The 26,315-nt window shown below is 71.9% G+C and carries 22 protein-coding genes and 2 pseudogenes; 5 read left to right on the forward strand and 19 right to left on the reverse strand.

From position 1 onward, the window contains the following. Nucleotides 1–18 precede the first annotated feature (18 nt). Genes ACLQ2T_RS03460 through ACLQ2T_RS03485 form a run of 6 tightly spaced genes read right to left on the reverse strand, consistent with a single transcriptional unit; the run spans nt 19 to nt 6,557 of the window. The gene (locus ACLQ2T_RS03460; protein ID WP_425764512.1) at nt 19–1,482 is read right to left on the reverse strand and encodes an NADH-quinone oxidoreductase subunit N; all 1,464 of its coding nucleotides are present in this window, start codon (nt 1,480–1,482) and stop codon (nt 19–21) included. A gap of 34 nt (nt 1,483–1,516) precedes the next feature. Further along, nucleotides 1,517–3,049 (reverse strand): complex I subunit 4 family protein, encoded by a 1,533-nt coding sequence (locus ACLQ2T_RS03465; protein WP_425764513.1) that lies wholly within the window; start codon nt 3,047–3,049, stop codon nt 1,517–1,519. 49 nt (nt 3,050–3,098) lie between these two features. After that, nucleotides 3,099–5,048 (reverse strand): NADH-quinone oxidoreductase subunit L, encoded by a 1,950-nt coding sequence (locus ACLQ2T_RS03470; protein WP_425764514.1) that lies wholly within the window; start codon nt 5,046–5,048, stop codon nt 3,099–3,101. Continuing rightward, a complete protein-coding gene (nuoK, locus tag ACLQ2T_RS03475; RefSeq protein ID WP_425764515.1) occupies nt 5,045–5,371 on the reverse strand; it encodes an NADH-quinone oxidoreductase subunit NuoK in 327 nt (108 codons plus the stop codon). The genes ACLQ2T_RS03470 and nuoK overlap by 4 nt, the downstream gene beginning before the upstream one ends. Continuing rightward, nucleotides 5,368–5,928: an NADH-quinone oxidoreductase subunit J family protein gene (locus tag ACLQ2T_RS03480; protein WP_425764516.1), complete on the reverse strand. Its 561-nt coding sequence runs from the start codon at nt 5,926–5,928 to the stop codon at nt 5,368–5,370. Before ACLQ2T_RS03480 ends, nuoK begins: the two co-directional genes overlap by 4 nt. Next, a complete protein-coding gene (locus tag ACLQ2T_RS03485) occupies nt 5,925–6,557 on the reverse strand; it encodes a NuoI/complex I 23 kDa subunit family protein (RefSeq protein WP_357531545.1) in 633 nt (210 codons plus the stop codon). The genes ACLQ2T_RS03480 and ACLQ2T_RS03485 overlap by 4 nt, the downstream gene beginning before the upstream one ends. Before the next feature lie 107 nt (nt 6,558–6,664). Between ACLQ2T_RS03485 and ACLQ2T_RS03490 the strand changes: the two genes are divergently transcribed. Continuing rightward, nucleotides 6,665–6,970, forward strand: a complete 306-nt coding sequence (locus tag ACLQ2T_RS03490; RefSeq protein WP_425764517.1) for a Uma2 family endonuclease — start codon at nt 6,665–6,667, stop codon at nt 6,968–6,970. Between the two features lie 127 nt (nt 6,971–7,097). After that, nucleotides 7,098–8,138, forward strand: coding sequence for a glutathione S-transferase family protein (locus tag ACLQ2T_RS03495; protein WP_425764518.1), 1,041 nt, complete (start codon nt 7,098–7,100; stop codon nt 8,136–8,138). A 180-nt stretch (nt 8,139–8,318) separates the two neighbouring features. Here the strand turns inward: ACLQ2T_RS03495 and ACLQ2T_RS03500 are convergent, their stop codons facing one another. Together ACLQ2T_RS03500 and ACLQ2T_RS03505 are read right to left on the reverse strand one after the other, a co-directional pair. After that, entirely contained in the window at nt 8,319–9,281 is a 963-nt protein-coding gene (locus ACLQ2T_RS03500; RefSeq protein WP_425764519.1) for a complex I subunit 1/NuoH family protein, read from the reverse strand. Further along, nucleotides 9,281–10,045 carry an NADH-quinone oxidoreductase subunit C gene (locus ACLQ2T_RS03505; RefSeq protein WP_425764520.1) on the reverse strand — a complete coding sequence of 255 codons (765 nt, stop codon included), beginning with the start codon at nt 10,043–10,045 and terminating at the stop codon, nt 9,281–9,283. Before ACLQ2T_RS03505 ends, ACLQ2T_RS03500 begins: the two co-directional genes overlap by 1 nt. A gap of 124 nt (nt 10,046–10,169) precedes the next feature. On the opposite strand from ACLQ2T_RS03505, the gene ACLQ2T_RS03510 reads away from it, so the two are divergent. Further along, entirely contained in the window at nt 10,170–11,216 is a 1,047-nt protein-coding gene (locus ACLQ2T_RS03510; protein ID WP_425764521.1) for a glucose 1-dehydrogenase, read from the forward strand. 28 nt (nt 11,217–11,244) lie between these two features. Here the strand turns inward: ACLQ2T_RS03510 and ACLQ2T_RS03515 are convergent, their stop codons facing one another. The 6 genes and pseudogenes from ACLQ2T_RS03515 to ACLQ2T_RS03540 form a co-directional block, all read right to left on the reverse strand. Then, nucleotides 11,245–12,561, reverse strand: a complete 1,317-nt coding sequence (locus tag ACLQ2T_RS03515; RefSeq protein WP_425764522.1) for a DUF2252 domain-containing protein — start codon at nt 12,559–12,561, stop codon at nt 11,245–11,247. Nucleotides 12,562–12,665: 104 nt separating this feature from the next. Continuing rightward, nucleotides 12,666–14,507: a hypothetical protein gene (locus tag ACLQ2T_RS03520; protein ID WP_425764523.1), complete on the reverse strand. Its 1,842-nt coding sequence runs from the start codon at nt 14,505–14,507 to the stop codon at nt 12,666–12,668. A gap of 101 nt (nt 14,508–14,608) precedes the next feature. Then, nucleotides 14,609–15,187, reverse strand: a complete 579-nt coding sequence (locus ACLQ2T_RS03525) for an NADH-quinone oxidoreductase subunit B (RefSeq protein ID WP_425764524.1) — start codon at nt 15,185–15,187, stop codon at nt 14,609–14,611. Between the two features lie 312 nt (nt 15,188–15,499). Then, a pseudogene (locus ACLQ2T_RS03530) lies at nt 15,500–16,859 on the reverse strand (pyridoxal phosphate-dependent decarboxylase family protein); the annotation flags it as partial. After that, the gene (locus ACLQ2T_RS03535; protein WP_425764525.1) at nt 16,856–18,286 is read right to left on the reverse strand and encodes an MFS transporter; all 1,431 of its coding nucleotides are present in this window, start codon (nt 18,284–18,286) and stop codon (nt 16,856–16,858) included. The pseudogene ACLQ2T_RS03530 and the gene ACLQ2T_RS03535, both read right to left, overlap by 4 nt. Before the next feature lie 32 nt (nt 18,287–18,318). Then, a complete protein-coding gene (locus ACLQ2T_RS03540; protein ID WP_425764526.1) occupies nt 18,319–18,633 on the reverse strand; it encodes an MGMT family protein in 315 nt (104 codons plus the stop codon). Between the two features lie 13 nt (nt 18,634–18,646). On the opposite strand from ACLQ2T_RS03540, the gene proB reads away from it, so the two are divergent. Together proB and ACLQ2T_RS03550 are read left to right on the forward strand one after the other, a co-directional pair. Further along, nucleotides 18,647–19,804: a glutamate 5-kinase gene (gene proB, locus ACLQ2T_RS03545; protein ID WP_425764527.1), complete on the forward strand. Its 1,158-nt coding sequence runs from the start codon at nt 18,647–18,649 to the stop codon at nt 19,802–19,804. 77 nt (nt 19,805–19,881) lie between these two features. Continuing rightward, a complete protein-coding gene (locus ACLQ2T_RS03550) occupies nt 19,882–21,123 on the forward strand; it encodes a glutamate-5-semialdehyde dehydrogenase (protein WP_425764528.1) in 1,242 nt (413 codons plus the stop codon). 167 nt (nt 21,124–21,290) lie between these two features. Here ACLQ2T_RS03550 and ACLQ2T_RS03555 read toward each other — a convergent pair whose 3' ends face one another. The 5 genes and pseudogenes from ACLQ2T_RS03555 to ACLQ2T_RS03575 all read right to left on the reverse strand — a co-directional run bounded on the left by ACLQ2T_RS03555 (nt 21,291) and on the right by ACLQ2T_RS03575 (nt 26,309). Continuing rightward, nucleotides 21,291–22,112, reverse strand: a complete 822-nt coding sequence (locus tag ACLQ2T_RS03555; protein ID WP_425764529.1) for a prenyltransferase/squalene oxidase repeat-containing protein — start codon at nt 22,110–22,112, stop codon at nt 21,291–21,293. Nucleotides 22,113–22,267: 155 nt separating this feature from the next. Further along, a pseudogene (moeZ, locus tag ACLQ2T_RS03560) lies at nt 22,268–23,517 on the reverse strand (adenylyltransferase/sulfurtransferase MoeZ). A gap of 63 nt (nt 23,518–23,580) precedes the next feature. Beyond that, entirely contained in the window at nt 23,581–24,366 is a 786-nt protein-coding gene (locus ACLQ2T_RS03565; RefSeq protein ID WP_425764530.1) for a DUF3152 domain-containing protein, read from the reverse strand. Nucleotides 24,367–24,423: 57 nt separating this feature from the next. Further along, nucleotides 24,424–25,329, reverse strand: coding sequence for a DUF3152 domain-containing protein (locus ACLQ2T_RS03570; RefSeq protein ID WP_425764531.1), 906 nt, complete (start codon nt 25,327–25,329; stop codon nt 24,424–24,426). 5 nt (nt 25,330–25,334) lie between these two features. Next, nucleotides 25,335–26,309: an alpha/beta fold hydrolase gene (locus ACLQ2T_RS03575; protein WP_425764532.1), complete on the reverse strand. Its 975-nt coding sequence runs from the start codon at nt 26,307–26,309 to the stop codon at nt 25,335–25,337. Between the last annotated feature and the right edge of the window lie 6 nt (nt 26,310–26,315).

Consider the following 26,315-nt stretch of genomic DNA (forward strand, 5'->3'; position numbering starts at 1 on the left):
CGGCAGGTCGGAGCGGGTTCAGCTCCCGGTGAGATCGAGCACCAGTTGCGGTGCGAAGCCGACGAGCACGGCCAGGGCGGTCGCCACGCCCAGGGCGGCGGCCACCATCCGGGCCGGTCGCACGGCCACGGCGGGGGTGCCGTCGGCCGGGGCGTACAGCAGGGCGGCGAAGCGCAGGTAGTAGGCCAGGCCGATGACGGCGTTCAGGGCCACCAGCAGGGCCAGCCAGGCCGCCTCCCCGCCCAGCAGCGACCGCACCACGGTCACCTTGGCGAACAGTCCGGCCAGCCCGGGCGGCAGACCGGCCAGCCCGATCAGGGCGAAGGCCAGGCCCGTACCGACCCAGGGATGCCGCCGGGCCGCGCCGCGCAGGTCGTCCAGGTGCCCGCCGTCCGCCCCGGCCGGGCGCAGGGCCACCACCCCGGCGAAGGCGGCCAGTTCCAGAAGCACGAAGAAGACGGCGTACGCCAGGGCGGCGGCGTACGCGGCGGAGCGGGCGTCGACATCGGCCAGGGCCAGGGCACCGAGGGGAGCCAGGATGTAGCCCGCCTGGGCCACCGAGGACCAGGCCAGCAGCCGCACGGTACGCCGCTGGCGCAGGGCCACCAGGTTGCCCACGGTCATGGTCAGCGCGGCGACCAGGGCCAGCACCGGCCCGGCGACGCTGGGCGGCAGGGCGTGCTGCACCACGGCCAGCAGGGCGACCAGCCCACCGAGCTTCGAGGCGGTCGACAGGTACGCGGCCACCGGCAGCGGGGCCCCGTCGTAGGTGGCCGGGGCCCAGGCGTGGAACGGCACCGCAGCCACCTTGAACGCCAGCCCGGCCAGCACCAGGACCACCGCGACCGTGGTCAGCGGCAGGTCCAGCAGCTCCGAGCGGTCGGCCAGGATCACCCCCAGCCGTTCCAGGTGCAGGCTGCCGGTGACCGCGTAGAGCAGTGCCGCACCGAGCAGGGTGAGCGTGGTGGCCACCACGCTGACCACGAAGAAGGTCACCGCCGCCTCGGCACTGGCCAGGCTCCCCCGACGCAGCCCGACCAGGACGTACAGCGGCAGGGTCAGGGCTTCCACGGCCACGATCAGGGTGATCAGGTCGCCGGCCGCACCGAGCACCACGCCACCGGTCATCGAACAGGCGAGCAGGAAGCAGAACTCCCCCACCGGGGTCACCCCGTCGCGCAGCAGCGGCCCGGACAGCGCCAACACGCCGAGGGCCAGCAGGGCCACCAGCCCGGCCACCAGCGCGGCCCGCCCCCCGAAGACGTACGAGCAGTCGGCCCCGACGCAGAAGGTACGGCGTTCGCCGCCTGCCCCGACCGCGACGGCCGCGACGATGGTGGCCAGTGCTCCGGTGGCCGTCGCCACGATCGTCGCCGCCCGGCGGGCCAGCACCAGGTCGACCAGCAACGCCAGCACGGCCGTCCCGGCCGCCAGGTACGCCGGCAGCAGCGCCACACTGTCGACGCTCTGCACCCTGCTCACGGCTGCCTCCCGTCGGCCCGGTCGCGGGTCGTCGTCATCGCAGGACCTCCACCAGGGCGGTCACCGGTGCCTCGGCGACACCCAGCACCAGGGTCGGTGCCAACCCGACGGCCAGGGCCAGCAGCACCAGCGGTGTCCAGGCGGCCAGCTCGGCCCCGGCCAGCCCTGGTTTCAGCCCGGCCACCGCGGGCGTCGCAGGGCCGTGGGTGACCTGCCGTAGCAACCGCAGCAGGTACGCCGCCGTCAGCGCACCACCGAAGGCGGCCAGCACCGCCAGGGTGATCCACAGCGGGCCGCCCACCTCGACGGCGGCGACCACGGCGAACGCCTCTCCCCAGAACCCGGCCAGGCCGGGCAGCCCCAGCGAGGCGACCGCCGCGAAGGCCAGCAGCCCGGACAGCCGGGGGGCGGTCTCCCGCAACCCGGACAGTTCGCTCAGCGCCCCGGTGTGGGTCCGGTCCTTGATCGCTCCGGCCAGGAAGAACAGCAGTCCGGTGATGATGCCGTGCGCGACATTGCCGATCAGCGCCGCCTGGATGCCGGTGGCGGTCAGGGTGGCGATGCCGAGCAGCACGAACCCCATGTGCCCCACGCTGGAGTACGCGATGAGCCGCTTCAGCTCGGTCTGCGCCAGACACACCAGCGACCCGATCAGGATGGCCGCGACGGCCAGGACCCCCAGCACCGGTGCCGCCCAGCGGGCCCCTTCCGGGGCCACCCCGACGGCCACCCGGATCAGGCCGTAGGTGCCCATCTTGAGCAGCACCCCGGCGAGCAGCACACTGCCGACCGTGGGGGCCTGGGTGTGCGCGTCCGGCAGCCAGGAATGCAGCGGCCAGAGCGGACTCTTCACCGCGAAGGCCACCGCCAGCAGGGTGAAGGCGGCCAACTGGGTGCCCCGGGACAGCCCGGTGCCCCCGGTCAGCGCGACCATGTCGGCGGTACCGGCGGCGGCCACCACCACGTAGACCCCGACCAGCAGCAGCACCGAACCGAACAGGGTGTAGAGGGCGAACTTGCGGGCCGCCCGACGCCGCGCCGCCACCGCCGCCGGGTCGGTGCCGTCGCCACCCCAGCCGACGATGATCGCGTACATCGGCAGCAGGACTACCTCGAAGAAGAGGAAGAACAGCACCAGGTCCAGGGCCAGGAAGGTGCCCAGGATGCCGACCTCGACCACCAGCAGCAGGACCACCAGGGCCCGTCCGCTGCCACCGGGTGGTACCCGCCAGCAGGTGTACCCGCAGCAGAGCAGGGTGAGCAGGGCGGTCAGCACCACCAGGGGCCAGGAGATGCCGTCCACCCCCAGGTGGAATCGCAGGTCCAGCCCGGGCACCCAGGGCAGATCCAGGGCGTGCCAGGGGCGTACGGCCGGTGGGGTGGCCGAGTAGGCGGTCCAGTCGCCGGACCGGTCTGCGGCCAGGGCCAGGGCCGCCACCAGGGTCAGGGCGGCGGCCACCGTACCGGCCATCCGGGCGGGCAGGTCCCGGGGGATCGCCGCCACGACCAGGGCGCCGAGCACCGGCACCGCCAGGACCGCTACCAGCAGGAACTCACCGAGGCTCATCAGCAGGGCTCCGATCCGCGACGCCCGGCCCGTGCCGCTCTGCGGCTCATCACATCGCTCCGATCAGGGTGGCGGCCAGGGCGATCAGCAGCGCACCCCCGAGCACCGCGACGACGGCGCGGGGCAGCGCCGACCGGTGCAGGGTGGCCAGCCCGCTACCGAGGGCACCCGCGCCCCGACCGGTGCCGGTAACCGCACCGTCGACGACCCGCTCGTCGGCCACCCGCGCGGCCCGGCCGAGGGCGGTCGTGGGGCGTACCACCAGGGTGTGCTGAAGGTCGTCGAGGCGGAAGGCGCGGGCGAAGACCGGTCGCAGCGGACCCAGCGCCGCCGCCGGATCGGCGGCGGTGTCCCGACGCCAACCGGCCCAGGCCAGCCCGGCCCCGAGCAGCAGCAACGCCAGCGGCAGCAGGACGGTCGGGGTGAGGTGGACCAGCCCCTCCGGCGGCATCAGATCCGACACCCCCTCGGCGTCGACCGGGGTCGTGCGTTGCAGTTGGGTGGCGAACCAGCCCGGGAAACCGGCCAGGCCGAGCAGGGCCGCCGGCACGGCCAGCGCCAGCACCGGCCAGCGCAGCAGGGCAGGCGGATCATGCGGGTGGGTCGACGGATCGCGGGGGGTGCCGAAGAAGGTGCGCAGCAGCAGGCGGGTGGCGTACCAGGCGGTGACGGCCACCCCTACCAGCCCGGCCAGCCAGACCAGCCACCCCACCCAGGCCGGTGCCGGGCCGTCGCCGTGCAGGGCGGCACCCTCGGCGGCGGCCAGCACCCCCTCCTTGCTCCAGAACCCGGACAGCGGCGGCACTCCGGCCAGCGCGCCCAGCCCGATCAGGGTGCACCAGAAGGTGACCGGCATGGTGTGCCGCAGCCCGCCCATCCGGGACATCGCCGCGGTGCCCAGGGCATGGATGACCACCCCGGCGGCGAGGAACAGCAGCGCCTTGAAGGCGGCATGGGTGAGCAGGTGGAACAGGGCGGCGGGCGGCGAGCCGACGGCCAGCGCGCCGGTCATGTAGCCGAGTTGGGAGACCGTCGACCAGGCCAGTACCCGTTTGAGGTCGTCCTGGGCGGTGGCGGCCAGGGCCCCGAGCAGCAGGGTCACCGAGGCCATCACCCCGAGCACCGCCAACACGGTGGGGGTGGCCTCGAACAGCGGCCACAGCCGGGTCAGGGCGTACACCCCGGCGGCCACCATGGTGGCGGCGTGGATCAGGGCGGAGATCGGGGTGGGGCCGGCCATCGCGTCCGGCAGCCAGGTGTGCAGCGGGAACTGGGCGCTCTTGCCGGCCACCCCGGCCAGCAGCAGCAGACCGGCGGCGGTGCGGGTGGCGGTGCCGTGATCGTGGGCGAGCACCTCGGCGATCCGGAAGCTGCCCGCCGAGACGCCCAGCAGGGCGATGCCGAGCAGGAACCCCACATCGCCTACCCGGGTCACCAGGAACGCCTTCTGGGCGGCGGCCGGGGCCTGCGGCAGCCGCCGGTCATGGGCGATCAGCAGGTAGGAGCAGATGCCCATCACCTCCCAGCCGACCAGCAGCATGATCAGATCCCCGGAGACCACCACCAGCAGCATGGCGGCGGTGAAGAGGCTGATCTGTGCCGCGTACGGCGGGTAGCGGTGGTCGACCTCCGCCTCGTCGTGCGGACCCCGGGTTAGGTAGCCGACCGAGTAGACCTGCACGGCCAGGGCCACGGCGGCTACCGCCACGGCGACCAGGGCGGCGGCGCCGTCCAGGCGTACCCCCAGGGTGACGGTGAGGTCGCCGAAGCGGATCCAGGTGGTCGAGGACTCCGCCGGCGCCTCCAGGGTCACCAGCAGCGCCACCGCCAGCACCAGCGCTCCGGCCGCACCGGCCACGCCGAGGGCCACGGCCGCACGTCGGGCGGTGCCCCCGCCCTCGGAGGCGCCGGGCCCGGCCGGTGGCAGCAGCAGGCCGCCAAGACCGGCAACCAGGGGTACGACCGGCAGCAGGACACCCAGCAGGGTCGTGGTGCTCACCGCTGCCCCTCCCGTGGCACCTGCTCCAGCGGCACCTCGTCGACGGCGACACTGGCCCGCATCCGGTACAGCTGGAGCACGATCGCCAGCCCCACCCCGATCTCGGCCGCCGCCAACACGATCACGAAGAGGGCGAAGACCTGGCCGCTGTGCGGCAGCAGGGCCCGGGTGGTGGTGTCGGCGGTGATCAGGATCAGGTTCACCGCGTTGAGCATCAGCTCGACCCCCATCAGCACCAGCACCGCGTTGCGTCGCCGCAGTACGCCGTACACCCCCAGGCCGAACAGCAGGGCGGCCGTGACGTACGGGATGACCGGTCTCACCGGGCTCCTCCCTCGCCACCCGAACCGGTCCGTTCGGCCGTCTGGTCCTGGTCCTCCGCCGTCCGGCCGATGTCGGGGCGGGACAGCACGATCGCGCCGACCAGCGCGGACAGCAGCAGGATCGACAGCACCTCGAAGGGCAGCACCCAACTGGCGAAGACCTGCTCACCGATGCGCTCGGCGGTGCCCGCCTCGGGCAGGTCCACCTTCGTCCACCGGTACGCGTCGATCAGCAGGGCGGCCAGCCCCAGCCCGACCCCGCCGCCGATCAGGGCGGCCGGCCAGCCCGGACGGTCCAGGTCGTCCGAGGCGCCGATCGGCGCGCGGGTCAGCATCACCGCGAACAGCAGCAGCACCACCACCGCGCCCACATAGATCAGCACCTGCACCCAGGCCACCAGTTCGGCGGTGAGCACCAGATACATCCCGGCCACCGCACCCAGACAGGTCACCAGGTAGAGCCCGGCGCGGACCAGGTGCCGGGTCGACACCACCAGCACCCCGGACCCGACGGCCACCGCCCCCAAGGCGAGCAGCAGCGCGTCCACCCCGGTCACTCGGAAGCACCTTCCCCGGGTGCCGGCTCGGGGCGTACCGGCGGGGCGGTCGGACGGGCGGCGGGCGCGGCGGGGATCGCGGCCTTGCGCGCGGCGGCGGTCTCCTCCTTGGCCGGCTCACCGTTGGGGTCGTGCGCCGGTGGCGGCGGTACGGTCGCCATCCACTCGCCCAGGTGATCCTTGTCGTGCAGCAGATCCTTGATGTCGTACTCGGCGTACTCGAACTCCGGCGACCAGTAGAGGGCGTCGAAGGGGCAGACCTCGATGCAGATGCCGCAGTACATGCAGAGTGAGAAGTCGATGTCGAACCGGTCGAGCACATTGCGCTGGCGGGGGCGGGCGGCGCCGGGCACCACCACCTCCTCCTTGTGCGAGTCGATGTAGATGCACCAGTCCGGACACTCCCGGGAGCAGAGCATGCAGACCGTGCAGTTCTCCTCCAGCAGGGCGATCACCCCACGTGAGCGGGGCGGCAACTCGGGAGCGACGTCCGGATACTGCTGGGTGGTGGACCGCTTCGTCATCGTCTTGAGCGTGACCGCCAGCCCCTTGACCAGCCCGCTGCCCGGCACCCCCGCCGACTCGCCTCGCTCGCCGAGCCGATCGTCCGCTCGCTCACGCTCGCTCATGTCGACCATCCTGCCCTGTGGCCACGGCGCGCGCGACCACCACCCGGGCTCTGCCGTTAGTACCGTGACCGCGGGGAGCGAACGACACATCGGAAAGGACCCGTCAGATGACCGCCGCGCTGCACGACGGCCAACCGCCGTCGGGCGAGTGGACGACGGACGACCTCGACGCCCTGCCCGACGACGGCCGCCGCCGCGAACTGCTCGATGGAGTGCTGCTCGTGTCCCCCTCCCCCGCCGCCCACCAGAGCATCGCCGGCCGCCTCATGGTCGCGCTCGAAGCGGAGTGCCCGGACGAGTACGAGGTGACCCAGGGGGTCGAGGTGCGGATCAACCGCACCCGTTCCTTCATCCCGGATGAGCCCTTCCCGGTGAACCTGTCCGTGGCCCACCTGACGCCCAGGTACCTCTGACCGCCCCGGGTCATCGCCCGATCTTCGTCGCCTCCGTCGATCTTCCGCTCCTTCTGCCCGACCAGTGGGCGAAGTCTCGGCCATGATGGGAGCGGCATGGCAGGCGGCACAGGCGAGGAGCAGGGCGATGATTGTGGAAGACGACGCGGGCCAGAGACAGACCGGCGGAAAGTACGTGGAGCCGGGAGGTGAGTTCAACCGGGACCAGAACTACATCACCACCCGGGTCACCGCCGACGGGCGGGACGGCTATCCGGTGGAGCCCGGACGGTACCGGCTGGTGGTGAGCCGGGCCTGTCCCTGGGCGAACCGGCTGATCATCGTACGGCGGCTGTTGGGGTTGGAGAAGGTGCTGTCGATGGGCATCACCGGGCCCACCCACGACGCGCGGAGCTGGACCTTCGACCTCGACCAGGGCGGGCGGGACCCGGTGCTCGGCATCGAGCGCATCCAGGAGGCCTACTTCGCCCGCTACCCCGACTATCCGCGCGGGATCACCGTGCCGGCCATCGTGGATGTGCCGACCGGGCAGGTGGTGACCAACGACTACGCCCAGATGAGCCTGGACCTGTCCACCGAGTGGACCGCGCACCATCGGCCCGGTGCCCCGAATCTGTATCCCGAGCACCTGCGGGCCGAGATCGACGAGGTCAACGCGGTGGTCTTCCGCGATGTCAACAACGGGGTGTACAGGTGCGGCTTCGCCGGCAGCCAGCAGGCGTACGACAAGGCGTACCACCGGCTCTTCGACCGGCTGGACTGGCTCAGCGAGCGGCTGGCCGGGCAGCGTTACCTGGTCGGTGACACCATCACCGAGGCCGACATCCGGCTGTTCACCACCCTGGTCCGCTTCGATCCGGTGTACCACGGCCACTTCAAGTGCAACCGGCAGAAGCTGTCCGAGATGCCGGTGCTGTGGGCGTACGCCCGGGATCTGTTCACCACCCCCGGCTTCGGCGACACGGTCGACTTCGACCACATCAAGCGGCACTACTACGAGGTGCACCGGGACATCAACCCGACCGGGATCGTGCCCCTGGGCCCCGACCTGTCGAACTGGCTCACCCCGCACGGCCGGGAAGCCCTCGGCGGCCGCCCCTTCGGCGACGGCACTCCCCCACCACCCCCCACCGACCCGGTAGACCCCACCCACACCCCCCTCCCCTAACAACCCCACCCCGGGCCCCCGCCCCCGCCCCCGCACCCGCGCTCGCCCCCGCCCTCAGCCCCGCGATCTTGCACTTTGTGTCGCCGCGAATGGGGCAAAAGCCGCAGAACAGCGACCAAAAGTGCAAGATCGCGGGGAAAGGGCGGGGTGGGGGCGCGCGGGGAGGGTGGGGTTAGAGGGTTAGAGGGTTAGGCGGATGGTGGCGGTCAGGACCAGTTGGGCCAGGGCGGTGGGGACGAGGATCAGCCAGCAGAGGCGTTGGAGTTGGTCCTCGCGCAGGCGGGGGAAGGAGACCCGCATCCAGATGATCACGAAGCTGACGGCGGCGACCTTCAGCAGGGTCCAGAGCCAGCCGAGTTGGGCGTCGGCGAAGGGGCCCTGCCAGCCACCGAGGAACAGCACCGTGGTCAGCGCGGCGATCACCACGATGCCGACGTACTCGGCGAGCAGCAGGAAGGCGAAACGCAGGCCGGTGTACTCGGTCAGGTAGCCGAAGACCAGCTCCGAGTCGGCCACCGGCATGTCGAACGGCGGTCGACGGATCTCGGCCAGCCCGGCCAGGAAGAAGACCACCATGGCGGGGGCCTGCCAGATCAGCCACCAGGGCTGCCACGCCTCGACGATGCCGGACAGGTTCAGGGTGCCGGCGGCCATCGCCACCGAGGCGGCGGCCAACACCAGCGGCAGTTCGTAGCCGAGCAACTGGGCGGCCCCGCGTACCCCGCCGAGCAGGCTGTACTTGTTGGCGGAGGCCCAGGCCGACATCAGCACCGCCAGCACGCCAACCCCGACCACCGCGAGCACGAAGAACAGACCGATGTCCAGCGGCTGCCCCACCAGGTCGTTCGGGCCCAGTGGGATGACCAGCAGAGCCAGCAGGTACGGCACCAGGGCCACCGCCGGAGCCAGCCGGAACACCGGCCGGTCGGCCGCGCGCGGGGTGATGTCCTCCTTCTGTACGAACTTGACCCCGTCGGCGACGAGCTGTGCCCAGCCGTGGAACCCACCGGCGTACATCGGCCCCAGCCGACCCTGCATGTGGGCCATCACCTTGTGTTCGGCCTGCCCCACCAGCAGCGGCAGCACGAGGAAGGCGACCACCACGCCGCCGATCCGGATCACCAGCTCCAGCCACAGTGGCATCAGGTCGTACCTTCCTCCTCGGGCTGCCCGCCCTCGGCCGGGGTCGCCGGGTCACCGGGCGCAGGCGCGGCGGTGGGGGTACGGGGAGCGCGCGCCCCCGCAGCCGGACGGGCTGGTCGTTCGCGGGCCGGTCGGGCCGGGGTGCCGCCGCGCGGCCCTTCCCCGACGCCACCGGCACCGGCCGGGGTCGGGGTGGTCCCCCACTCGCCCGGTGCCGGTACCCCGGGTGGTCGGATCGGCCGTCGGCCACCCCCGGCCTCCGACTCGCCCGGCTCCTTCGCCCCGGGCCAGGGCTTGGCCACCCGGGAGGCGAGCACGAACTCCTTGCGCAGCGGATGCCCCTCGAACTCCGGGGGCAGCAGCAGCGGCAGCAGGCCCTCATGTCCGGCGAAGTCGATGCCGAACATCTCGTGGGTCTCCCGCTCGTGCCAGGCGGCACCCGGATAGACCGGCACCACCGAGTCGATCGTCGGGGTCGCCCGGGGCACCCGCGCCCGCAGCAGCAGACCGTGCCGGTGGGTGGTCGACCAGAGGTGGGCCACCACGTCGAAACCCTCGGCCAGCTCGTCCACCGCGGAGAGCCAGTCGAAGAAGTCGCAGGCCAGCTCGGTGTCGTCCCGCGCGGCCAGCAGCGCCGCCCGCCAGGCCGAGGGGGGTACGTCGACCGTGGCCCGAGCGTGTGCCTGACCTCCGGAAACCGTCGCGGTGGCCTCGACGGGTGCGATCAGCGTGACTAGCCGCCGGCCGGCCTCTTCCGGTGTCATGGCACTGATCCTATGGCCGTACCCGGCCCGACGCGCCGCCCCGGTGTGATGCCGACACCACGCGGCCGGGTGGAGATACCCGCTTTGCCGGCGGGGGTCGACCCGCACGCACCAGGATGGGCCCGTGCGCGCTGTCACCGTCATTCCCGGGGTGCCCGGCTCCCTGCGGCTGCTCGAGGACTACCCGGAGCCGACCACCGATGAGGGGTCGATCCTGGTGGAGGCCCTCGCGGTGGGGATCTGCGGCACGGACCTGGAGATCATCGAGGGCAAGTACGGCGAGGCCCCGCCCGGCCAGGATCACCTGGTGCTCGGGCACGAGTCGCTGGGCCGGGTGATCGAGGACTCGACCGGCACCCTGCAACCCGGCGATCTGGTGGCCGGGATAGTCCGGCACCCCGATCCGGTGCCCTGCCCGAACTGCGCGGTCGACGAGTGGGACATGTGCCGCAACGGGTTGTTCACCGAGCACGGCATCAAGGCCCTGCCCGGCTTCGCCCGGCAACGCTGGCGGCTCCAACCCCGCTTCGCCGTCGGACTGGACCCGGCCCTGGGCGAGGTGGGGGTGCTGCTGGAACCGACGAGTGTGGTGGTCAAGGCGTGGGACCACATCTTCCGCATGGGTCAGCGGGCGCAGTGGCAGCCGCGTACCGCGTTGATCACCGGAGCCGGTCCGATCGGCCTGCTGGCCGCCCTGCTGGCCAGCCAGCGCGGTCTCTCCGTCCATGTGCTCGACCTGGTCACCGAGGGTCCCAAGCCGGCGCTGGCCAGTGCCCTGGGGGCCACCTACCATGCCGGCTCGATCGACCAGCTGGACTTCACACCGGATGTCATCGTCGAGTGCACCGGCGCGCCGGCGGTCGTGCTCGAAGCGATGTACAAGGTCGCCCCCGCCGGGATCGTCTGCCTGGCCGGGGTCTCCAGTGGGGGCCGGACGGTCGACCTCGACGCCGGCTCCCTCAACCGCACCCTGGTCCTGGAGAACAATGTGGTGTTCGGTTCCGTCAACGCCAACCGGCGGCACTGGAACGCCGCCGCCGAGGCGCTGTCCCAGGCCGACCAGTCCTGGCTGGCCTCGTTGATCACCCGCCGGGTGCCGCTGTCGGAGTACGCCTCGGCGTACTCCCCCGGCCCGCAGGACATCAAGGTGATCCTCGACTTCACCGCCTGACCCGCACCGGCCGGGGGAGGGCGACGCCTCAGATTCCCGGCAACCTGCCGTTGCGGAACAGGTCGACGAAGAGCTGGTGATCCTGGCGGGCCCGGATGCCGTACGCGTGGGCGAAGTCGACCAGGTGCCCGACGAAGCCGGCCGGGTCGGCGGCCACCACGGCGACGATCGCCTCCTCGGTGGAGTAGTCGACCAGGTCGTGGCTGGACTCGTCGTCGGCCACCGAGTGCATCCGGGCGACGGCCCGACCCAGGTCGGCCAGCACCCCGGCCAGTTCCTCCGGTTCGTTGACGTCGGCCCAGTCCAGGTCGGCGGCGTACGGGGAGACCTCGGCGACCAGTTGACCCACCCCGTCCAGCTCGGTGTAGCCCACCCAGGGATCGGCGTGCGCCTGAAGGGCCCGCTGCGACTCGGCGGTGCGGTGACCCTGGTGCCGGAAGTAGCTGCGGACCCCTTCGTCGTCGACATGTCGGGCGACCGCCGGCACCTGGGCCTGCTTCATGTAGATCACGACGTCGTTCTCCAACGCCTGGGTGTGCCCCTCCAGCAGGAGGTTGTACGACGGCAGCCCGGCCGAGCCGATGCCCACCCCCTTGCGCAGCACCACGTCCTTGATCTGTGTGGCCAGCGGCCGGGCCTGCACGGTGGCCGCCGGCAGTGTGTCCAGGTATGCCTCGAAGGCGGCACAGACCCTGGCCCGCACCTCGTCGTCGATCTCGTACACCCCGTCGCGCAGGGAGAACCGCCGCTCGTACGCGTCGATGGTGGTCTGCTCCCGCAGCAGATCGACCCGGGTGTTGAGCCGAGCCTGCTGGAGTACCCGGCGCAGCACCCCGTCGGCGTTGTCGAGGGTGATCGACCCGATGGCGTCGTCGCCGCCCTCGGCGATGGCCCGCAGCTCGGTCAGGTAGCTCTCCGCGAAACCGGTCACCAGCTCGCTGATCACCCGGTCGGAGAGCGCCTTGGTGTAGCCGATGAGGGCCACGCTGGCGACGAAACGCCGCAGGTCCCAGGTGAAGGGCCCGACGTAGGCCTCGTCGAAGTCGTTGACGTTGAACACGAGCTGGCCGGAGCCGTTCATGTACGTGCCGAAGTTCTCCGCGTGCAGGTCCCCGTGGATCCACACCCGACTGGTCTGGGCGTCGAGGAAACGGTCGTCGGCGAAGTCGCCGCGCTGGTCGGCGTAGAAGAGACTGGCACTGCCCCGGTAGAAGGCGAACGGGGAGGCGGCCATCTTGCGGAACTTACGTCGGAAGGCTGCCGGGTCGAGCGCCATCAGCGCGCCGAACTCCTGGGCCAGCACCTCGACGATGAAGGCGGAACGTTTCTCCGCGGCATCGGTCATGATCCGTACGCTAATCCCCGGCCGCCACCGCAACCGTCCAACGCGATCGAGTCGGCCGATGACCGGCCCGGTTCGGTGCGTCCTCCCCGGGCCGGCCACCTGCTTCAGGGCTTGGCCCCGCAGGTCCGGGTCATGTCCGCGGCGATCGAGACGCTCGCCCCCGCGGTCACCGCCACCTTGCTGGGCGTTCCGCCCCGAGAGGAGTACCAGCACCCGTCGGTGAGGCTCCAGTACTCGACGTACACCTTCTGGGTGCGGTGTCCCCGCAGGGTGAAGGTGCCATCACGGGTGATGTTGGCGAATGCGGCACCGGCGACGTCACCGGTGCGGGCGTTGTACGACCACACGTATCCCGCGTCGACCGGGCGGTCCCCGTCGGTCACGGTGCCGGTGAGCAGGCCACCGGCGACCAGGTTCGCATCGACCCTGGCGGTGACCCCCGGCCGGACCCGGGTGTACTTCGCGGTGAACCGGTCGGCCGCGTCACCGGACCACTGCCAGGCGTACCCGCTGTTGGCGGTCGGGGTGAACGCCACCGGCCAGCGGTACGGCCCGAGGTTGCCGATCGTGTAGACCCCCGAGCCGTTGGAACAGTGCGCCGCGAAGACGTGTCCCTGGTTGGGGTTGAACGCGAACGGGTAGGCGCAGACACCGGAGACCGGTTGACCGGCCGCGTCCCGGATCGTGCCGGTGATGGCGCCGGGCGGGTCCACCTTGATCGGCGGGATGGTCGTGGTCTGGCGGGCCGTCACGGTCACCGCCAACGCCTGGCGCTGGTCACCGCTGCCACCGTTGGCGGTGACCCACTGCTCGCCGTACCGGACGGGAGGCGGGTTGTACGGGCCGGTGGGCTGGAAGGCGTACAGGTTCCAGGTGTGCGAGCCCTCGCCGAAGGGGCCGATCTCCAACCGGCCGTCGGTGTCGGAACAGGTACTGCCCATCCGGGCCGACTGACCGACGAACTTCGGCGTGACCAGCCGGACGCAGATGCCCCCGACCGGCGTACCGGTCGCGGCGTCCTGCACGGTGGTGACGATGGCACCCGCCGGCTCCAACTCGTACGACACCCGGGTGGTCTGGCCACGGGTGACCTCGATCCAGGGCGAGGGATCCAACGGGAAGTAGGCGGCGCCACCGGAGACCGAGATCTCCCAACTGCCCGGCCGGACGTCGGTCAGGCGCACCACACCATCGCTGCCACAGCCCTGCTCACCGGCGACATGGAGGCACGGCCGAGCCACCGGTGCACCGGTCACCGCGTCGACGACCCGGGCCTCGACGACGCCGAGGGGCAGCAACTGCTCGTCCACCACGAGGGTGTCGCCGGCGGCGAGGTCGTAGACGGTGGCCTCGCCCGGACTCTCCCGGCCGGGCACCCACTGGGTGCCGCGTCGGTTGTCGTACACCGACACCCGGTACCGCCCCGGCGGCAGATTCTCGAACTGGTAGCGCCCGTCGCCCAGGTCCCAGGTGTAGGCGATGGCCCGGTAGTCACCGTCCACCCCGTTGACCTCGACGGTGACCTCGGCGGGTGCCCCCTCCGGGTCGGTGATCCGGCCCCGGAGGCCGGCGGAGCCCCGGCCCAGGGTCACGTTGCGCTCGACGAGGTCGTACGACGGGATCCAGGTCCGTTCGGCGTTCAGGTGGTCGGGGGCGGCGTACCACCACTGGGTGCGGAAGCCCTCGGCGTACACCCGGATCTTGTATTCGCGGTCCTCGCCCTGCCAGGGGATCGTGTAACGACCGTCGGCGTCCGTGCAGTACTCCGCCGCGACCTCGGTGGGCGAGGTGTGCAGGGCCAGGCAGGCGTTCGCTACCGGAACAGCGTCGGAATCGGTGACGAGGCCGGTGTACCCGGCTGTGTCGGCTGCTGCCGGAGCGGCAGCCAACGGAATCATGACAAGCGCCGCCGTCAGGGCGGCCACCGTTGTCCGTAGGATCCTCATCCGCTCAACATAGTGACGGCTGTCCACATAGGAGATCGTTAAAGTAGCGCCGGCTCCGCCCTACCCGGAGCGTGCTGCCCGGCGGCCCGGTACGCCGAATGTCAGGTGCCCGGCGGGCGAACCGGCGGGGCGGTGAGCGAGGCAGTGGAGCGGGGCGTCGGCCCCTCCGCGGAGGGCGCGTCGGTGGGCGATGCCAGCGGGTCGGGGCGGGATACGCCCCCGGGGCCGGACTGCTCCGCGGCGATCTTCTCCTGAAGGAGGAGGATGCCGTGCAGCAGCGCCTCCGGTCGGGGCGGGCAACCCGGCACGTAGACGTCGACCGGAATGATCTGGTCGACCCCCTTGGTCACCGAGTAGGAGTCCCAGTAGGGGCCGCCGCAGTTGGAGCAGGCGCCGAAGGAGATGACGTACTTCGGTTCGGGCATCTGGTCGTACAGCCGCTTGATGGCCGGGGCCATCTTGTCGGTGACCGTGCCGGAGACCACCATCAGGTCGGCCTGGCGGGGACCGTGCGCGAAGGGGATGACGCCCAGCCGCATGAAGTCGTGCCGGGACATGCTGGTGGCGATGAACTCGATGGCGCAGCAGGCCAACCCGAAGTTGAAGACCCAGAGCGAGTACCGCCGACCCCAGTTCAGCACGAACCGGATCGGCTCGCCGAGCACCGCCGGCAGCTGCACGATCGCCCCCTTTCCCGTTCCTCGACAGTCAACCACAGCCCTTCGGGTAAGGAAGGGCCCCCTGTTAACGCCTGGCGTTGTACAGGGGACCCCTCCTAACAGCGGCGGGTCAGTACGACGGGCGTTGCAGCAGGCTGACGAACTCGACCAGCAGCCGCTCCCGCAGCGCCGGTGGCGCGGCGTCCAGCAGGGTGTTCACCGGCGCCATCCGCTCCGGCAGCCCCGCGCCTGCGCCGAGACCGCCCGCGCCGTGACCCAGCCCGTCACCGGCGCCGGAGCCCGGCCCGCCGCTCGCGCCGAAGCCCTGCCCGCTGCCTGCGCCGAGGCCCAGCCCGGCGGCCAGGCTCGCGACCAGCTCGGCGGTGAGCGCCTCCGGGGCGAGGGCGCCGGCCAGGGCCAGCAGTTCCGGTGGCAGGGTGACCGGCCCGGCGGCATCGGCCGCCGCCACCGCCTCGGCCAGGTCGGCGGCGAACTCGGCCGCCCGGGGGGCCACCGCGGCGGTCACCGTCAGGTGCACACTGGGCGGCAGTCCGGCGTACCGGAGCTGGGGTTGGGTGTGCCAGCCCCGGGCCGTCAACTCGTCCACCAGGACGAACAGGTCCGGCCCGGAGTCCGTGGCGGTGAAGCAGACCACTGTCGACTCCGGCTCGGCGATCAGCCGCAACCCGTCGACTCCGCGTACGGCCTCGGCCAGCACCCGCACGGCCTCGCGGGTCCGCCGGGTCAACTCCAGGTAGCCCTCGTCACCCAGGTGTCGCAGGGTGGCGTACGCGGCCGCGATCGGCCCACCCGAGCGGGTCGAGGAGATCACCGGGTTGATCATCGTGTACCCGGGCCAGTCGGCGTACGCGAAGTACTGCGGTGCCCGCAGGGCCGGATCGCGGTGCAGCAGCACCGAGACCCCCTTCGGGGCGTACGCGTACTTGTGCAGGTCCACCGAGATCGAGGTGACCCCGGGTACGGCGAAGTCGAATTCGGGCACCGGCTCGCCGAGACGACGCAGGTAGGGCAGGGTCCAGCCGCCGAAGCAGGCGTCGACGTGGCAGCGTACCCCCGCTGCGGCGGCCGTCTCGGCGATCTGCGCGACCGGGTCGATGACCCCGTGCGCGTACGAGGGGGCGGAACAGACCACCAGGACCGTGTCGGGGCGGATCGCGGCGGCGATGTCGGCGACCGCCGGTCGCAGGGTGTCCGGGTCGATCGGCACCGCATCGACCTGGATCCGCAGGTAGTGCGCCGCCTTGGCGAACGCCGCGTGGGCGCTGGTCGGCACCACGATGCGGGGTGCGGTGATCTCCGGCCGGGCGTCCCGGGCCGCCTTGACGGCCAGGATCAGCGACTCCGTGCCGCCACCGGTGATGCTGCCGACCACCTCCGGGGCACTGGTGCCGGGCCCACCCCCGAGTAGCCGGGCCGCCGCCCCGACCAGCGCGTTCTCCATCGCCAGCAGGGACGGGAAGGCGGTCGGGTCCAGCCCGTTGACATGGGCGCTCTCCGCGTACGCGGCGGCGGCCAACTCGTCCAACCCGGGCACCCCCGGGTCGTACACGTAGGCGAACAACCGCCCCCCGTGCGTGGGCCGATCCAGCCCTCGCAGCTCCCGGATCTCCCCCAACACCCGCTCCGCGGCCACCCCTTGCGCGGGTAGGGCCCCCGTTCCTTCGTCGATCATGGAGTTTTGGTCTCCTCTTCGTGCTGATTGGCACCTTTCGCCCCGACGACAAGTGCATGATCGGCGGCAAAAGGGGTGGGGGCGGGGGTGGTTAGGCGGGCTTCGGTCAGGTCGTAGGGGCGCAGGAGGAGGGTGGGCAGGGCGATGAGGAGGGCGGGGAGGACGGTGAAGCCGAGGAGGACGCCGAGGCGGGCGGTGTCGGACTGGGCGGCGGCGGTGCCGGTGGTGGAGGAGACGTAGCCGGTCAGGGCGAGCACCAGGCCGTAGATGCCGGGGCCCAGGGCCAGGCCGAAGGTCTCCCCGGCGGTCCACAGGCCGGTGAAGACCCCGGCCTGACGACGGCCGGTACGGGCGGTGTCGTACGCGATGCAGTCCGGCAGCATGGCCAGCGCGAACACCTGCTGCCCGGCGTACCCGACCCCGATCGACGCGACCAGCAGGTAGATCACGAGGGTGGGCAGCAGCGGTGCGGCTACCAGCAGCAGCCCGCCGATCGACAGGATCAGCGAGGCGATCACCAGCCCGGCCAGCTTGCCGAGCCGGGCACCCACCCGCGACCACAGCGGCATCACCACCAGGGCGGGGCCGACGAAGCAGGCGAACAGCAGGGTGGGACCGGTCTTCGGGTCGCGCAGAATCTGGTCGGCGAAGTACTGCACCCCGGCGAGAATGGTCGCCACCCCGGCGGACTGCACCACGAAGCAGAGCAGCAGCGCCCGGAACGGCCGGTTGCGGCCGGCCACCGCGAGTTGGACGCGCAGGCTGGGTTCGCTCTCGGTGACCACCTGCTGGGGAGCGGACCGGGTGCCCAGGAAGGCACCGACCGCACCGAGGGCGATCAGGGCGGCGACGAAGACCCCCATCCAGCGGTGTCCCGGCACCCCACCCCCGGCGGCGTCCCGGACCAGGGGGGCCACCGCACCGGAGACCAGGATGGCCAGCGCCAGCACCGCGATCCGCCAGGTCATCATCCGGGTACGTTCGGCGTAGTCGCTGGTCAACTCGGCCGGCATGGCCACGTACGGCACCTGGAAGAAGGCGAAGGCGGTCGCCGTGGCCAGGAAGGCGATCGCGACGTACGCCCCGGCCGCCGACCCGGCACCGAAGGGGGCGGCGAAGATCGACCCGAAGAGTACGGCCAGGGCCAGTCCACCGATGAGCAGGTACGGCCGACGGGCACCCCAGCGGGAGCGGGTCCGATCCGAGATCCGCCCGGCCACCGGGTTGACCAGCACGTCCCACGCCTTCGGCAGGAGCACCAGCAGGGCCGCGACACCGGCGGCCACCCCCAGGGTGTCGGTCAGGTACGGCAGCAGCAACAGCCCCGGTACGGTGCCGAAGGCCCCGGTGGCCAGCGAGCCGAGCGCGTATCCGGCGTGCACTTTGCGCGGCAGGGCCGCGTCGGCGCCACTGGGCGGTGCGGTCATGACGCCGAATCGTACTCAGATTATGGCCCTCGTCACATCCCCTCGGCCGGCCACCAACCGGCCGCTCGCATGTCCACCCGGTCCCGGCGCATCGGCGTACCCTCGGCCAGCCACCGCTCTCGCGCCTGCGCCACCAACTCCGGCGGCATCGCCCCGGCAGCGTTGACGACCCGATGCCAGCCCACGGCCCCACCGTGCCGGGCCATGATCGCCCCGACCAGTCGGGCGGAGGCCCGACCCGAGCGCTCGGCCAGCGCGTCGGCCACCGCCCCGTACGACATCACCCGGCCGGGGGGAATCCGGTCGACGAGGTCCAGTACCGCCTCGATGTACTCCTCAGGGGTCACGACCAGCCAGAGTATGGGAACGCCGAGAGGTCTCCCAAGGACGACAGCGCAGAATAGGCGGGTGCGCGACGCGGTAACCACGGCCCGGCGGGTCGTCGTCAAGATCGGATCCTCCTCGTTGACCACCGCCACCGGCGGTCTGGACGACGAGCGTCTCGACGCGCTGGTCGACGCCCTCGACACGCGTACGGTCGACGGCCGCGAGGTGGTGCTCGTCTCCTCCGGCGCGATCGCCGCCGGTCTCGCGCCGCTCGGGTTGGCCCGGCGACCGCGTGACCTGGCCACCCAGCAGGCGGCGGCCAGCGTCGGGCAGGGCCTGCTGATCGGACGGTACGCCGCCGCCTTCGCCCGACACGGTCGCACCGTGGGCCAGGTGCTGCTGACGGTCGACGACGTGACCCGGCGCGCGCACTACCGCAACGCGTACCGCACCCTGCGCAAACTGCTCGACCTGCGGGCCGTACCGATCGTCAACGAGAACGACACCGTGGCCACCCAGGAGATCCGGTTCGGTGACAACGACCGGTTGGCCGCCCTGGTGGCCGCCCTGGTCGACGCCGACCTGCTGGTGCTGCTCTCCGACGTCGACGCCCTCTGGACGGGCAACCCGGCCCGACCCGGTGCACGCCGCATCGCCGAGGTACGCGACGAGTCCGACCTGGCCGGTGTCGACATCGGCGGCACCGGCCGTTCCGGGGTCGGCACCGGCGGCATGGTGACCAAGGTCGAGGCGGCCCGCATCGCCACCGGGTTCGGCATCCCGGTCGTGCTGACCTCCGCCGCTCAGGCGGTGGCGGCGCTCTCCGGCGAGCCGGTCGGCACCTTCTTCCACCCCAGTCCCCGACGGCCGGCGGCCCGCCTGTTCTGGCTGGCCCACGCCACCTCGCCCCGAGGGCGGCTGCACCTCGACCCCGGTGCGGTGGCCGCCGTGGTGGGCCGACGCAAGTCGCTGCTACCGGCCGGGATCACCGCCGTGGACGGGGCCTTCACCGCCGGTGACCCGGTCGACCTGGTCGACGACCACGGCGCGCCGGTCGCCCGAGGGCTGGTCAACTACGACGCGGTCGAGCTACCCGGCCTGCTGGGACGTTCCACCTCCGACCTGGCCGCGGCGCTGGGCCCGGCGTACGAACGGGAGGTCGTCCACCGCGACGACCTCGTACTGCTGTAGAAGCCGGTAAGGAAGGGCCCCTTATTAACGCCTGGCGTACTAAAAGGGACCCCTCCTAACACTGTGAGGAGCATGGGATGAGCGTTAGCGAGCAGGCCCGTCGGGCGCGGATCGCGGCGGAGACACTGGCGACGGCGACGCGTACCGCCAAGGATGCCGCGCTGAACGCGATGGCCGAGGCGCTGTTGGCGCGTACCCCCGAGATCCTCGCGGCGAACGCCGCGGACCTGGCGGCCGGACGCGAAGCCGGGCTGAGCGCGGCCGTGCTGGACCGGCTCGCCCTCGACGAGAGCCGGATGGCCGGCATCGCCGACGCGCTGCGTCAGATGGCCGCCCTGCCCGACCCGGTGGGTGAGGTGGTACGCGGCTCGACCCTGCCCAACGGGCTGGAACTGCGGCAGATCCGGGTGCCCTTCGGGGTGGTCGGCATCGTCTACGAGGGACGGCCGAACGTCACCGTGGACGCCGCCGGCATCTGCCTGAAGTCCGGCAACGCGGCGCTGCTGCGCGGCTCCTCCTCGGCCGCGCACTCCAACGCCGCGCTGGTCGCGGTGCTGCGGGACGCGATCGTCGGTGCCGGTCTGCCGGCGGACGCAGTGCAACTGCTCGACTCCAGTTCCCGCGAATCAGTCAAGGAGCTGATGCGGGCCCGGGGCCTGGTGGACGTGCTGATTCCGCGCGGCGGGGCGTCACTGATCCGGGCCGTGGTCGAGGAGTCCACCGTGCCGGTGATCGAGACCGGGGTCGGCAACTGCCACGTCTACGTCGACGCCGCCGCCGACCTGTCGATGGCCCTGTCGATCGCCCTGAACGCCAAGACGCAGCGGCTGTCGACCTGCAACACCGCAGAGTCGCTGCTGGTGCACGCGGCCGTCGCCGACGACTTCCTGCCGGCGATGCTGACGGCCTTCGCCGAGGCCGGGGTCACCGTGCACGGCGACACCCGGACCGCCACCTACTCCGAGGCGGTGGTCCCGGCCACCGAGGAGGACTTCGCCACCGAGTACCTCTCCGCGGACATCTCGGTCGCCGTCGTCGACTCCCTCGACGCGGCGGTCGCGCACATCCGGCAGTACGGCACCGGCCACACCGAGGCCATCGTCACCGACTCGCAGGCGGCCGCCCGGGAGTTCGTGGCCCGGGTCGACTCGGCCGCGGTGATGGTGAACGCCTCGACCCGGTTCACCGACGGCGGCGAGTTCGGCTTCGGCGCCGAGATCGGCATCTCCACCCAGAAGCTGCACGCCCGAGGCCCCATGGCCCTGCCCGAACTCACCAGCACCAAGTACGTCGTAACCGGCACCGGCCACCTCCGCTGACCCACCCCCGCCCTCGCGATCTTGCCCACCCGCCCTCGCCCCCGCGATCTTGCACTTTTGGTCGGCGGTCTGCCCCGGTATGGCGGATTTGTCCCGACAGAAAGTGCAAGATCGCGGGAGGGCGGAGGGCGCGCGGCGTGCGGGGGCGGCGGGGTGGTGGGGGTGGGTCAGCGGAAGGCGCGGATTACTGCGAGGGTGGTGTGTACGTCGAACTGGTGGCCGTCGTCGCTGGTCCAGCCGCCGTCGCTGCGTTGGGTCTCGGCAAGGCGGCGGCGGGCCGCCACCAGGGTCCACTCCTGTTCGTCGACGCCGACCCGACGCAGGGTCGAGGCGAGCCAGGCCGCGTCGGCGGGTGAGGCCTGCGGGAGACGTTCGGCGAGCACGGCCTTGATCCGCGCCGACTCGTAGAACAGCTGCTGGCGGTGCAGCACCGCTGCGGTCAGCCATCCGGTGGCCAGGAACGACGGCCAACTGCCGTCGGGGTTGAGGTGGGCGGCGAGCGCCTGCCCTGCGGCCTGCACCACCCCGGCGTACGCCCCACCGACCCGGTGGTCCAGCGGCCCGGCGGCGCGGGCGTCCAGCCCGGCCACGGTGAGCCAGAAGGCCGCGTTGGCGGTCAGGTAGAGCCGGGCCTCCGGGTCACCCGGCCGGGCCCACTCCGGGGCGACCTCGGCCAGGGCCTCGTCCTCCTCCCAGCAGCCGTCCCGCCGCTGGGAGGCGGCCAGCCAGTCCAGGGCCCGGCGGGCGGCCGGGCGGCTGAGGGCGCCCAGGTCGTCCAGCTCGGCCAGGCGGAAGCAGGTGGCGTCGACCGAAGCGATCTCGTCGCCCCAGGAGGCCGGCCAGCCTCCCCCCAGGGTCTGCCCGACCTCGGCGCTGTCGAGCGTCTCGGGTGATGGCGGCACGCCGGTACGCAACCAGGACAGACGGGCACGTTCCACCCCGTCTCCGTGTGCCACCACGAATCCGATCGCGGCGTCGATGTCGACCACGGCGGTCAGGCTACCGGCGCGTACCTGATCTCGCCTCGGTGAATCGGGCAGCCGACATCGGCCCGGACGGCAGGTGCGAGCAGGGCGTTGCGGCGGATGTTAAGAAGGGGCCCCTGCTCTACCGGAGGCGTTAAGAAGGGGCCCTTCCTTACACCTCAGTAGGTCGGGAGGGAGGGGTCGATCTGCTTGATCCAGGAGAGCACCCCGCCCTGCACGTGCACGGCGTCGCGGAAACCGGCCGCCTTCAGCGCGGCCAGGGCCTCGGCGGAGCGGACCCCGGACTTGCAGTGCAGCACGACCTGCTTGTCCTGCGGCAACTTGGACAGCGCCTCCCCGGAGAGGATCTCGCCCTTGGGGATCAGGGTGGCGCCGGGGATGCGGACGATCTCGTACTCGGCCGGTTCCCGTACGTCGACCAGGAAGATGTCCTTGCCGGCGTCCTGCCACTCCTTCAGCTCTGCGGCGGTGATGGTGGCGTCGACCACGGCCTCCTGGGCCTCGACCGACACCGCGCCGCAGAAGTCCTCGTAGTCCTCCATCAGGTCGGTCAGGGTCGGGTTCTCGCCGCAGAGCACGCAGTTCGGGTCCTTGCGGACCTTGATCTTGCGGTAGCTCATCTCCAAGGCGTCGTAGACCATCAGCCGGCCGACCAGCGGCTCACCGATACCGGCGAGCAGCTTGATCGCCTCGTTGACCTGGATCGAACCGATCGAGGCGCAAAGCACACCCAGCACTCCGCCCTCGGCGCAGGAGGGGACCATGCCGGGCGGCGGGGGCTCCGGGTAGAGGCAGCGGTAGCAGGGACCGTGCTCGGCCCAGAACACCGAGGCCTGGCCGTCGAACCGGTAGATCGACCCCCAGACGTACGGCTTGCCGAGCAGCACCGCCGCGTCGTTGACCATGTACCGGGTGGCGAAGTTGTCCGTACCGTCGACGATCAGGTCGTACTGGGCGAAGATCTCGCGGACGTTCTCCCGGTCCAGCGCGGTGTTGTGGATCTCCACGTTGACCAGGGGGTTGATCTCGCGGATGCTCGCCGCGGCCGACTCGGCCTTGGACCGGCCGATGTCGGAGACCCCGTGGATGATCTGCCGCTGGAGGTTCGACTCGTCGACGGTGTCGAAGTCGATGATGCCCAGGGTGCCGACTCCGGCGGCGGCCAGGTACATCAGGGCGGGAGAGCCGAGGCCACCGGCGCCGACGCAGAGCACCCGGGCGTTCTTCAGCCGCTTCTGACCGGTCACCCCGACATCCGGAATGATCAGGTGACGGGAGTAGCGACGGATCTCGTCAACGGTCAGCTCGGCGGCGGGTTCGACGAGCGGGGGCAACGACACGGTGAACTCCCCGGAATCGATGGCGGACAACCGGGCCATTGTTGCTCGCCGACATGGCGGTCGGCCATGAGCGGGGACACCTAGCCCGGCATACGGGAGCGGGAATAACCGGAGACCGGCCAGAGGGCGGGTCAGGGGATCAGGTCATCGGCGTACCGGGGGCCGTCGGGGTAGGGCCAGGCGTTGGCCAGGCAACCGACCAGGCCGTACGTCTGCTGTTGCATGACCGGGGCCGGCAGCCCCGGGCCCGGGCAGTCCTCGTGCCACTCACCGAACTCGTGCCCGACCTCGTGGTTGATCACGTAGGCCCGGTAGACCGCCAGCGGCGCCCCGTAGTCCGGCACCGCCTCCCGCCACCGCGCCAAATTGATGATCACCTCGCCGGGGAGCCGACACGAGGTGTAGCCCTCGGTGCTCAGGCCACCGGCGGCGCACATCCGCTCCGAGGTCAGCGGGGTGGCCAGGTAGACGGTGAAGTCGGCCCGGTCGAACTCGGCCACCCGCTGCACCCGCAGGCCCCCCGACCCGATCCAGCTACGCGGATCGGACAGCACCCCGTCGACCTCGGCCGCGAAATCGGCCGCCTCCGTACCGGCCTCCTGTTCGACGGCCACCCGGTAGCGCACGACCGGCCCGTCCAGCCCGTACACCGGGGACTCCCCGCCGGCGACCAGGAACTCTCCGCTGCCGGCGCTCGGGTACGGGCTCGGGCTCGGTTCCGGTAGCTGCTGCACCAGGCCCTGCGCGGGCCGGCTCCCGCCGTCCGGCTCCCCCGGCGGGTCACCCCCCGGGGCCAGCACGGCCACCACGACGACCGCGAGCACCAACAGACCCAGGGGTACGGCCAGCCCGGGCCGCCGCAGCCGCGCTGCGGGATTCGAGCTGCTCGGGCGCCCAGCAAGGGGTGAAAAGGGCATGACCTGATCGTCGCACCCATATCAGGTCGAAATGGCGCAAACTGAAAATACTTCAGGTCACAGGGGTGGGCCGGCGTAGCGGCGACCGTCGAGGTACGGCCAGGGGTTGGCCTTGCAGCCCTTGAGGAACAGGGTCTGCTGCATCATCACCGGGGCCGGTCGGCCCCGCCCCGGGCAACGCTCGTGCCGGTTGCCCAACTGGTGCCCGACCTCATGGTTGATCACGTACGTGCGGTAGACCGACAGGGGCACCTTCGCCTCGACGAAGTGCGGCACCGACCGCCGCCACCGCTCCAGGTTGATGATCACCTTCCCGGGGGCCCGGCAGGAGGTGTAGGGCCGCCCACCGACCCGGATGTCCACCCCGCCGGCCGCGCACATCCGGCCGGCCGTCGCCGCCGTGGCCAGGTAGACGGTGAAGTCGTACCGGGACGAGGTCGGCACCTGACGCAACCGCAGTCGGCCACTGTCCACCCAGCTACCCGGCCCGGTCAACGCCTCCTGCACGGCCTGCCCGAACTCGCCCGGATCGACCTTCGCGCCGGACTCCACCGCCACCCGGTACCGCTGAAGCCCACCGGCCTTTCCCAGCACCGGGCCGGTCCGCTCGTCGTAGTCGAAGCGACCCCGCCCCGCCGAGGGCACCCGCCCGGGCTGCTGCAACATCGGCGCTGCCGGGGACGGCGTGACCACCGCAGGCGCGGAGGACGGCGTCGCCGGTGACGGCACGACCGCCGACACCGGTGGCGGGACCGCCTGCACCTCGTCGGCGTCGGCCGGACCGGGGAGCCAACCCGTACCCCCGGCCACCAGCATCACCGCGGCACCGACCGCCGCCAGCACCCCCGCCCGGACGGCGACCCTGGGCCTGTGGCCGGCCCGCCGGTCGACACCCTGCCCGGAGGAAGCCGCGCGACGGGTGTGTCGGCCAGGCTGGCGACGGTGGTTACGAGGGGTGACCATCCCGGTCATCCTGCCAGGTCTGACCGGTACCTCGCGTCCCCCGTCTCGGTGAGCAGCCCGACCACGGCCCGAGCCACCAGGCGCGGCACCTCCAGTTGGGCCACATGGCCCACCCCGTCGAGCATCAACAGTCGACTGTCCGGGATGGCCCGTGCGGTCTGCGGCGCCACCCGGACGTCGACCAACCGATCCCGCCGACCACCGACGACAAGTGTCGGCGCCTGCACGGAACGGGCCAGCCGCCACAGCGAGTCCGCCCCGGGCAGGTACGACCGCAGGAAGCTGTGGACCAACCCCCGGAAGGTACGCACATAGGCCGCCGCGTAGTGCTCCGCCTGGTAGCGCACCCGGATCTCCTCCAGCGCCTCCTGTCGACGCTGATCGCAGATCCGGCTCAGGTCGGCCACGCAGGCCTCCATCACCTGCTGCGCCATCACCTCCGGGGCCATCTGGGCCAGCCGCCAGGCGACCAGCCGCTCGCCCCGGGGAACAGCCAGCACGGGGAGCATCCGGCCCTGCAACGACCGGCGGAAGTTCAGGAACGGCAGGGCCGGCGAGACCAGGGTCAAGGTGCGGACCAGGTCCGGGCGCAGCGCGGCCACCCGGACCGAGATGGCCCCGCCCAGCGAGTTGCCGAACAGGTGCACCGGCCCCCGGTCGGAGTGCTCGATCCAGCGGATGACCCGTTGCGCGAAGAACGGCACGGTGTACCGCAGACCCGGTTCGCTGCGCCCGAAGCCCGGCAGGTCGATGGCCTGACCGTCCAGCCGGTCGGCCAGCAGACCGGCCAGGTCGGTCCAGTTCTGCGAGGAACCACCCAGCCCGTGTACGTACAGCGCCGGTTCGGCGTCCGGCCCGGTGGCCGGGGTGTCGCGGACGTAGGTGACCGTGCCGTCGAGCCGTACCTCCCGGCCCGGCCAGGGTGGTGGAATCGAGTGGGCGGGCAGCAGCCGGTCGGAGGAGAGGCGAGCAGGCTTCACCATTCC

This window comes from Micromonospora sp. DT229 (assembly GCF_049844505.1).
Classification (GTDB): domain Bacteria; phylum Actinomycetota; class Actinomycetes; order Mycobacteriales; family Micromonosporaceae; genus Micromonospora.

Bases quoted from the DNA above. Each gene is read 5' to 3' on its own strand.
- ACLQ2T_RS03465 (WP_425764513.1), bottom strand. From the start codon at position 3,049: ATGAGCCTCGGTGAGTTCCTGCTGGTAGCGGTCCTGGCGGTGCCGGTG.
- ACLQ2T_RS03485 (WP_357531545.1), bottom strand. From the start codon at position 6,557: ATGAGCGAGCGTGAGCGAGCGGACGATCGGCTCGGCGAGCGAGGCGAG.
- ACLQ2T_RS03490 (WP_425764517.1), top strand. From the start codon at position 6,665: ATGACCGCCGCGCTGCACGACGGCCAACCGCCGTCGGGCGAGTGGACG.
- ACLQ2T_RS03495 (WP_425764518.1), top strand. From the start codon at position 7,098: ATGATTGTGGAAGACGACGCGGGCCAGAGACAGACCGGCGGAAAGTAC.
- ACLQ2T_RS03500 (WP_425764519.1), bottom strand. From the start codon at position 9,281: ATGCCACTGTGGCTGGAGCTGGTGATCCGGATCGGCGGCGTGGTGGTC.
- ACLQ2T_RS03505 (WP_425764520.1), bottom strand. From the start codon at position 10,045: ATGACACCGGAAGAGGCCGGCCGGCGGCTAGTCACGCTGATCGCACCC.
- ACLQ2T_RS03515 (WP_425764522.1), bottom strand. From the start codon at position 12,561: ATGACCGATGCCGCGGAGAAACGTTCCGCCTTCATCGTCGAGGTGCTG.
- ACLQ2T_RS03520 (WP_425764523.1), bottom strand. From the start codon at position 14,507: ATGAGGATCCTACGGACAACGGTGGCCGCCCTGACGGCGGCGCTTGTC.
- ACLQ2T_RS03535 (WP_425764525.1), bottom strand. From the start codon at position 18,286: ATGACCGCACCGCCCAGTGGCGCCGACGCGGCCCTGCCGCGCAAAGTG.
- proB (WP_425764527.1), top strand. From the start codon at position 18,647: ATGGGAACGCCGAGAGGTCTCCCAAGGACGACAGCGCAGAATAGGCGG.
- ACLQ2T_RS03550 (WP_425764528.1), top strand. From the start codon at position 19,882: ATGAGCGTTAGCGAGCAGGCCCGTCGGGCGCGGATCGCGGCGGAGACA.
- ACLQ2T_RS03565 (WP_425764530.1), bottom strand. From the start codon at position 24,366: ATGCCCTTTTCACCCCTTGCTGGGCGCCCGAGCAGCTCGAATCCCGCA.
- ACLQ2T_RS03570 (WP_425764531.1), bottom strand. From the start codon at position 25,329: ATGGTCACCCCTCGTAACCACCGTCGCCAGCCTGGCCGACACACCCGT.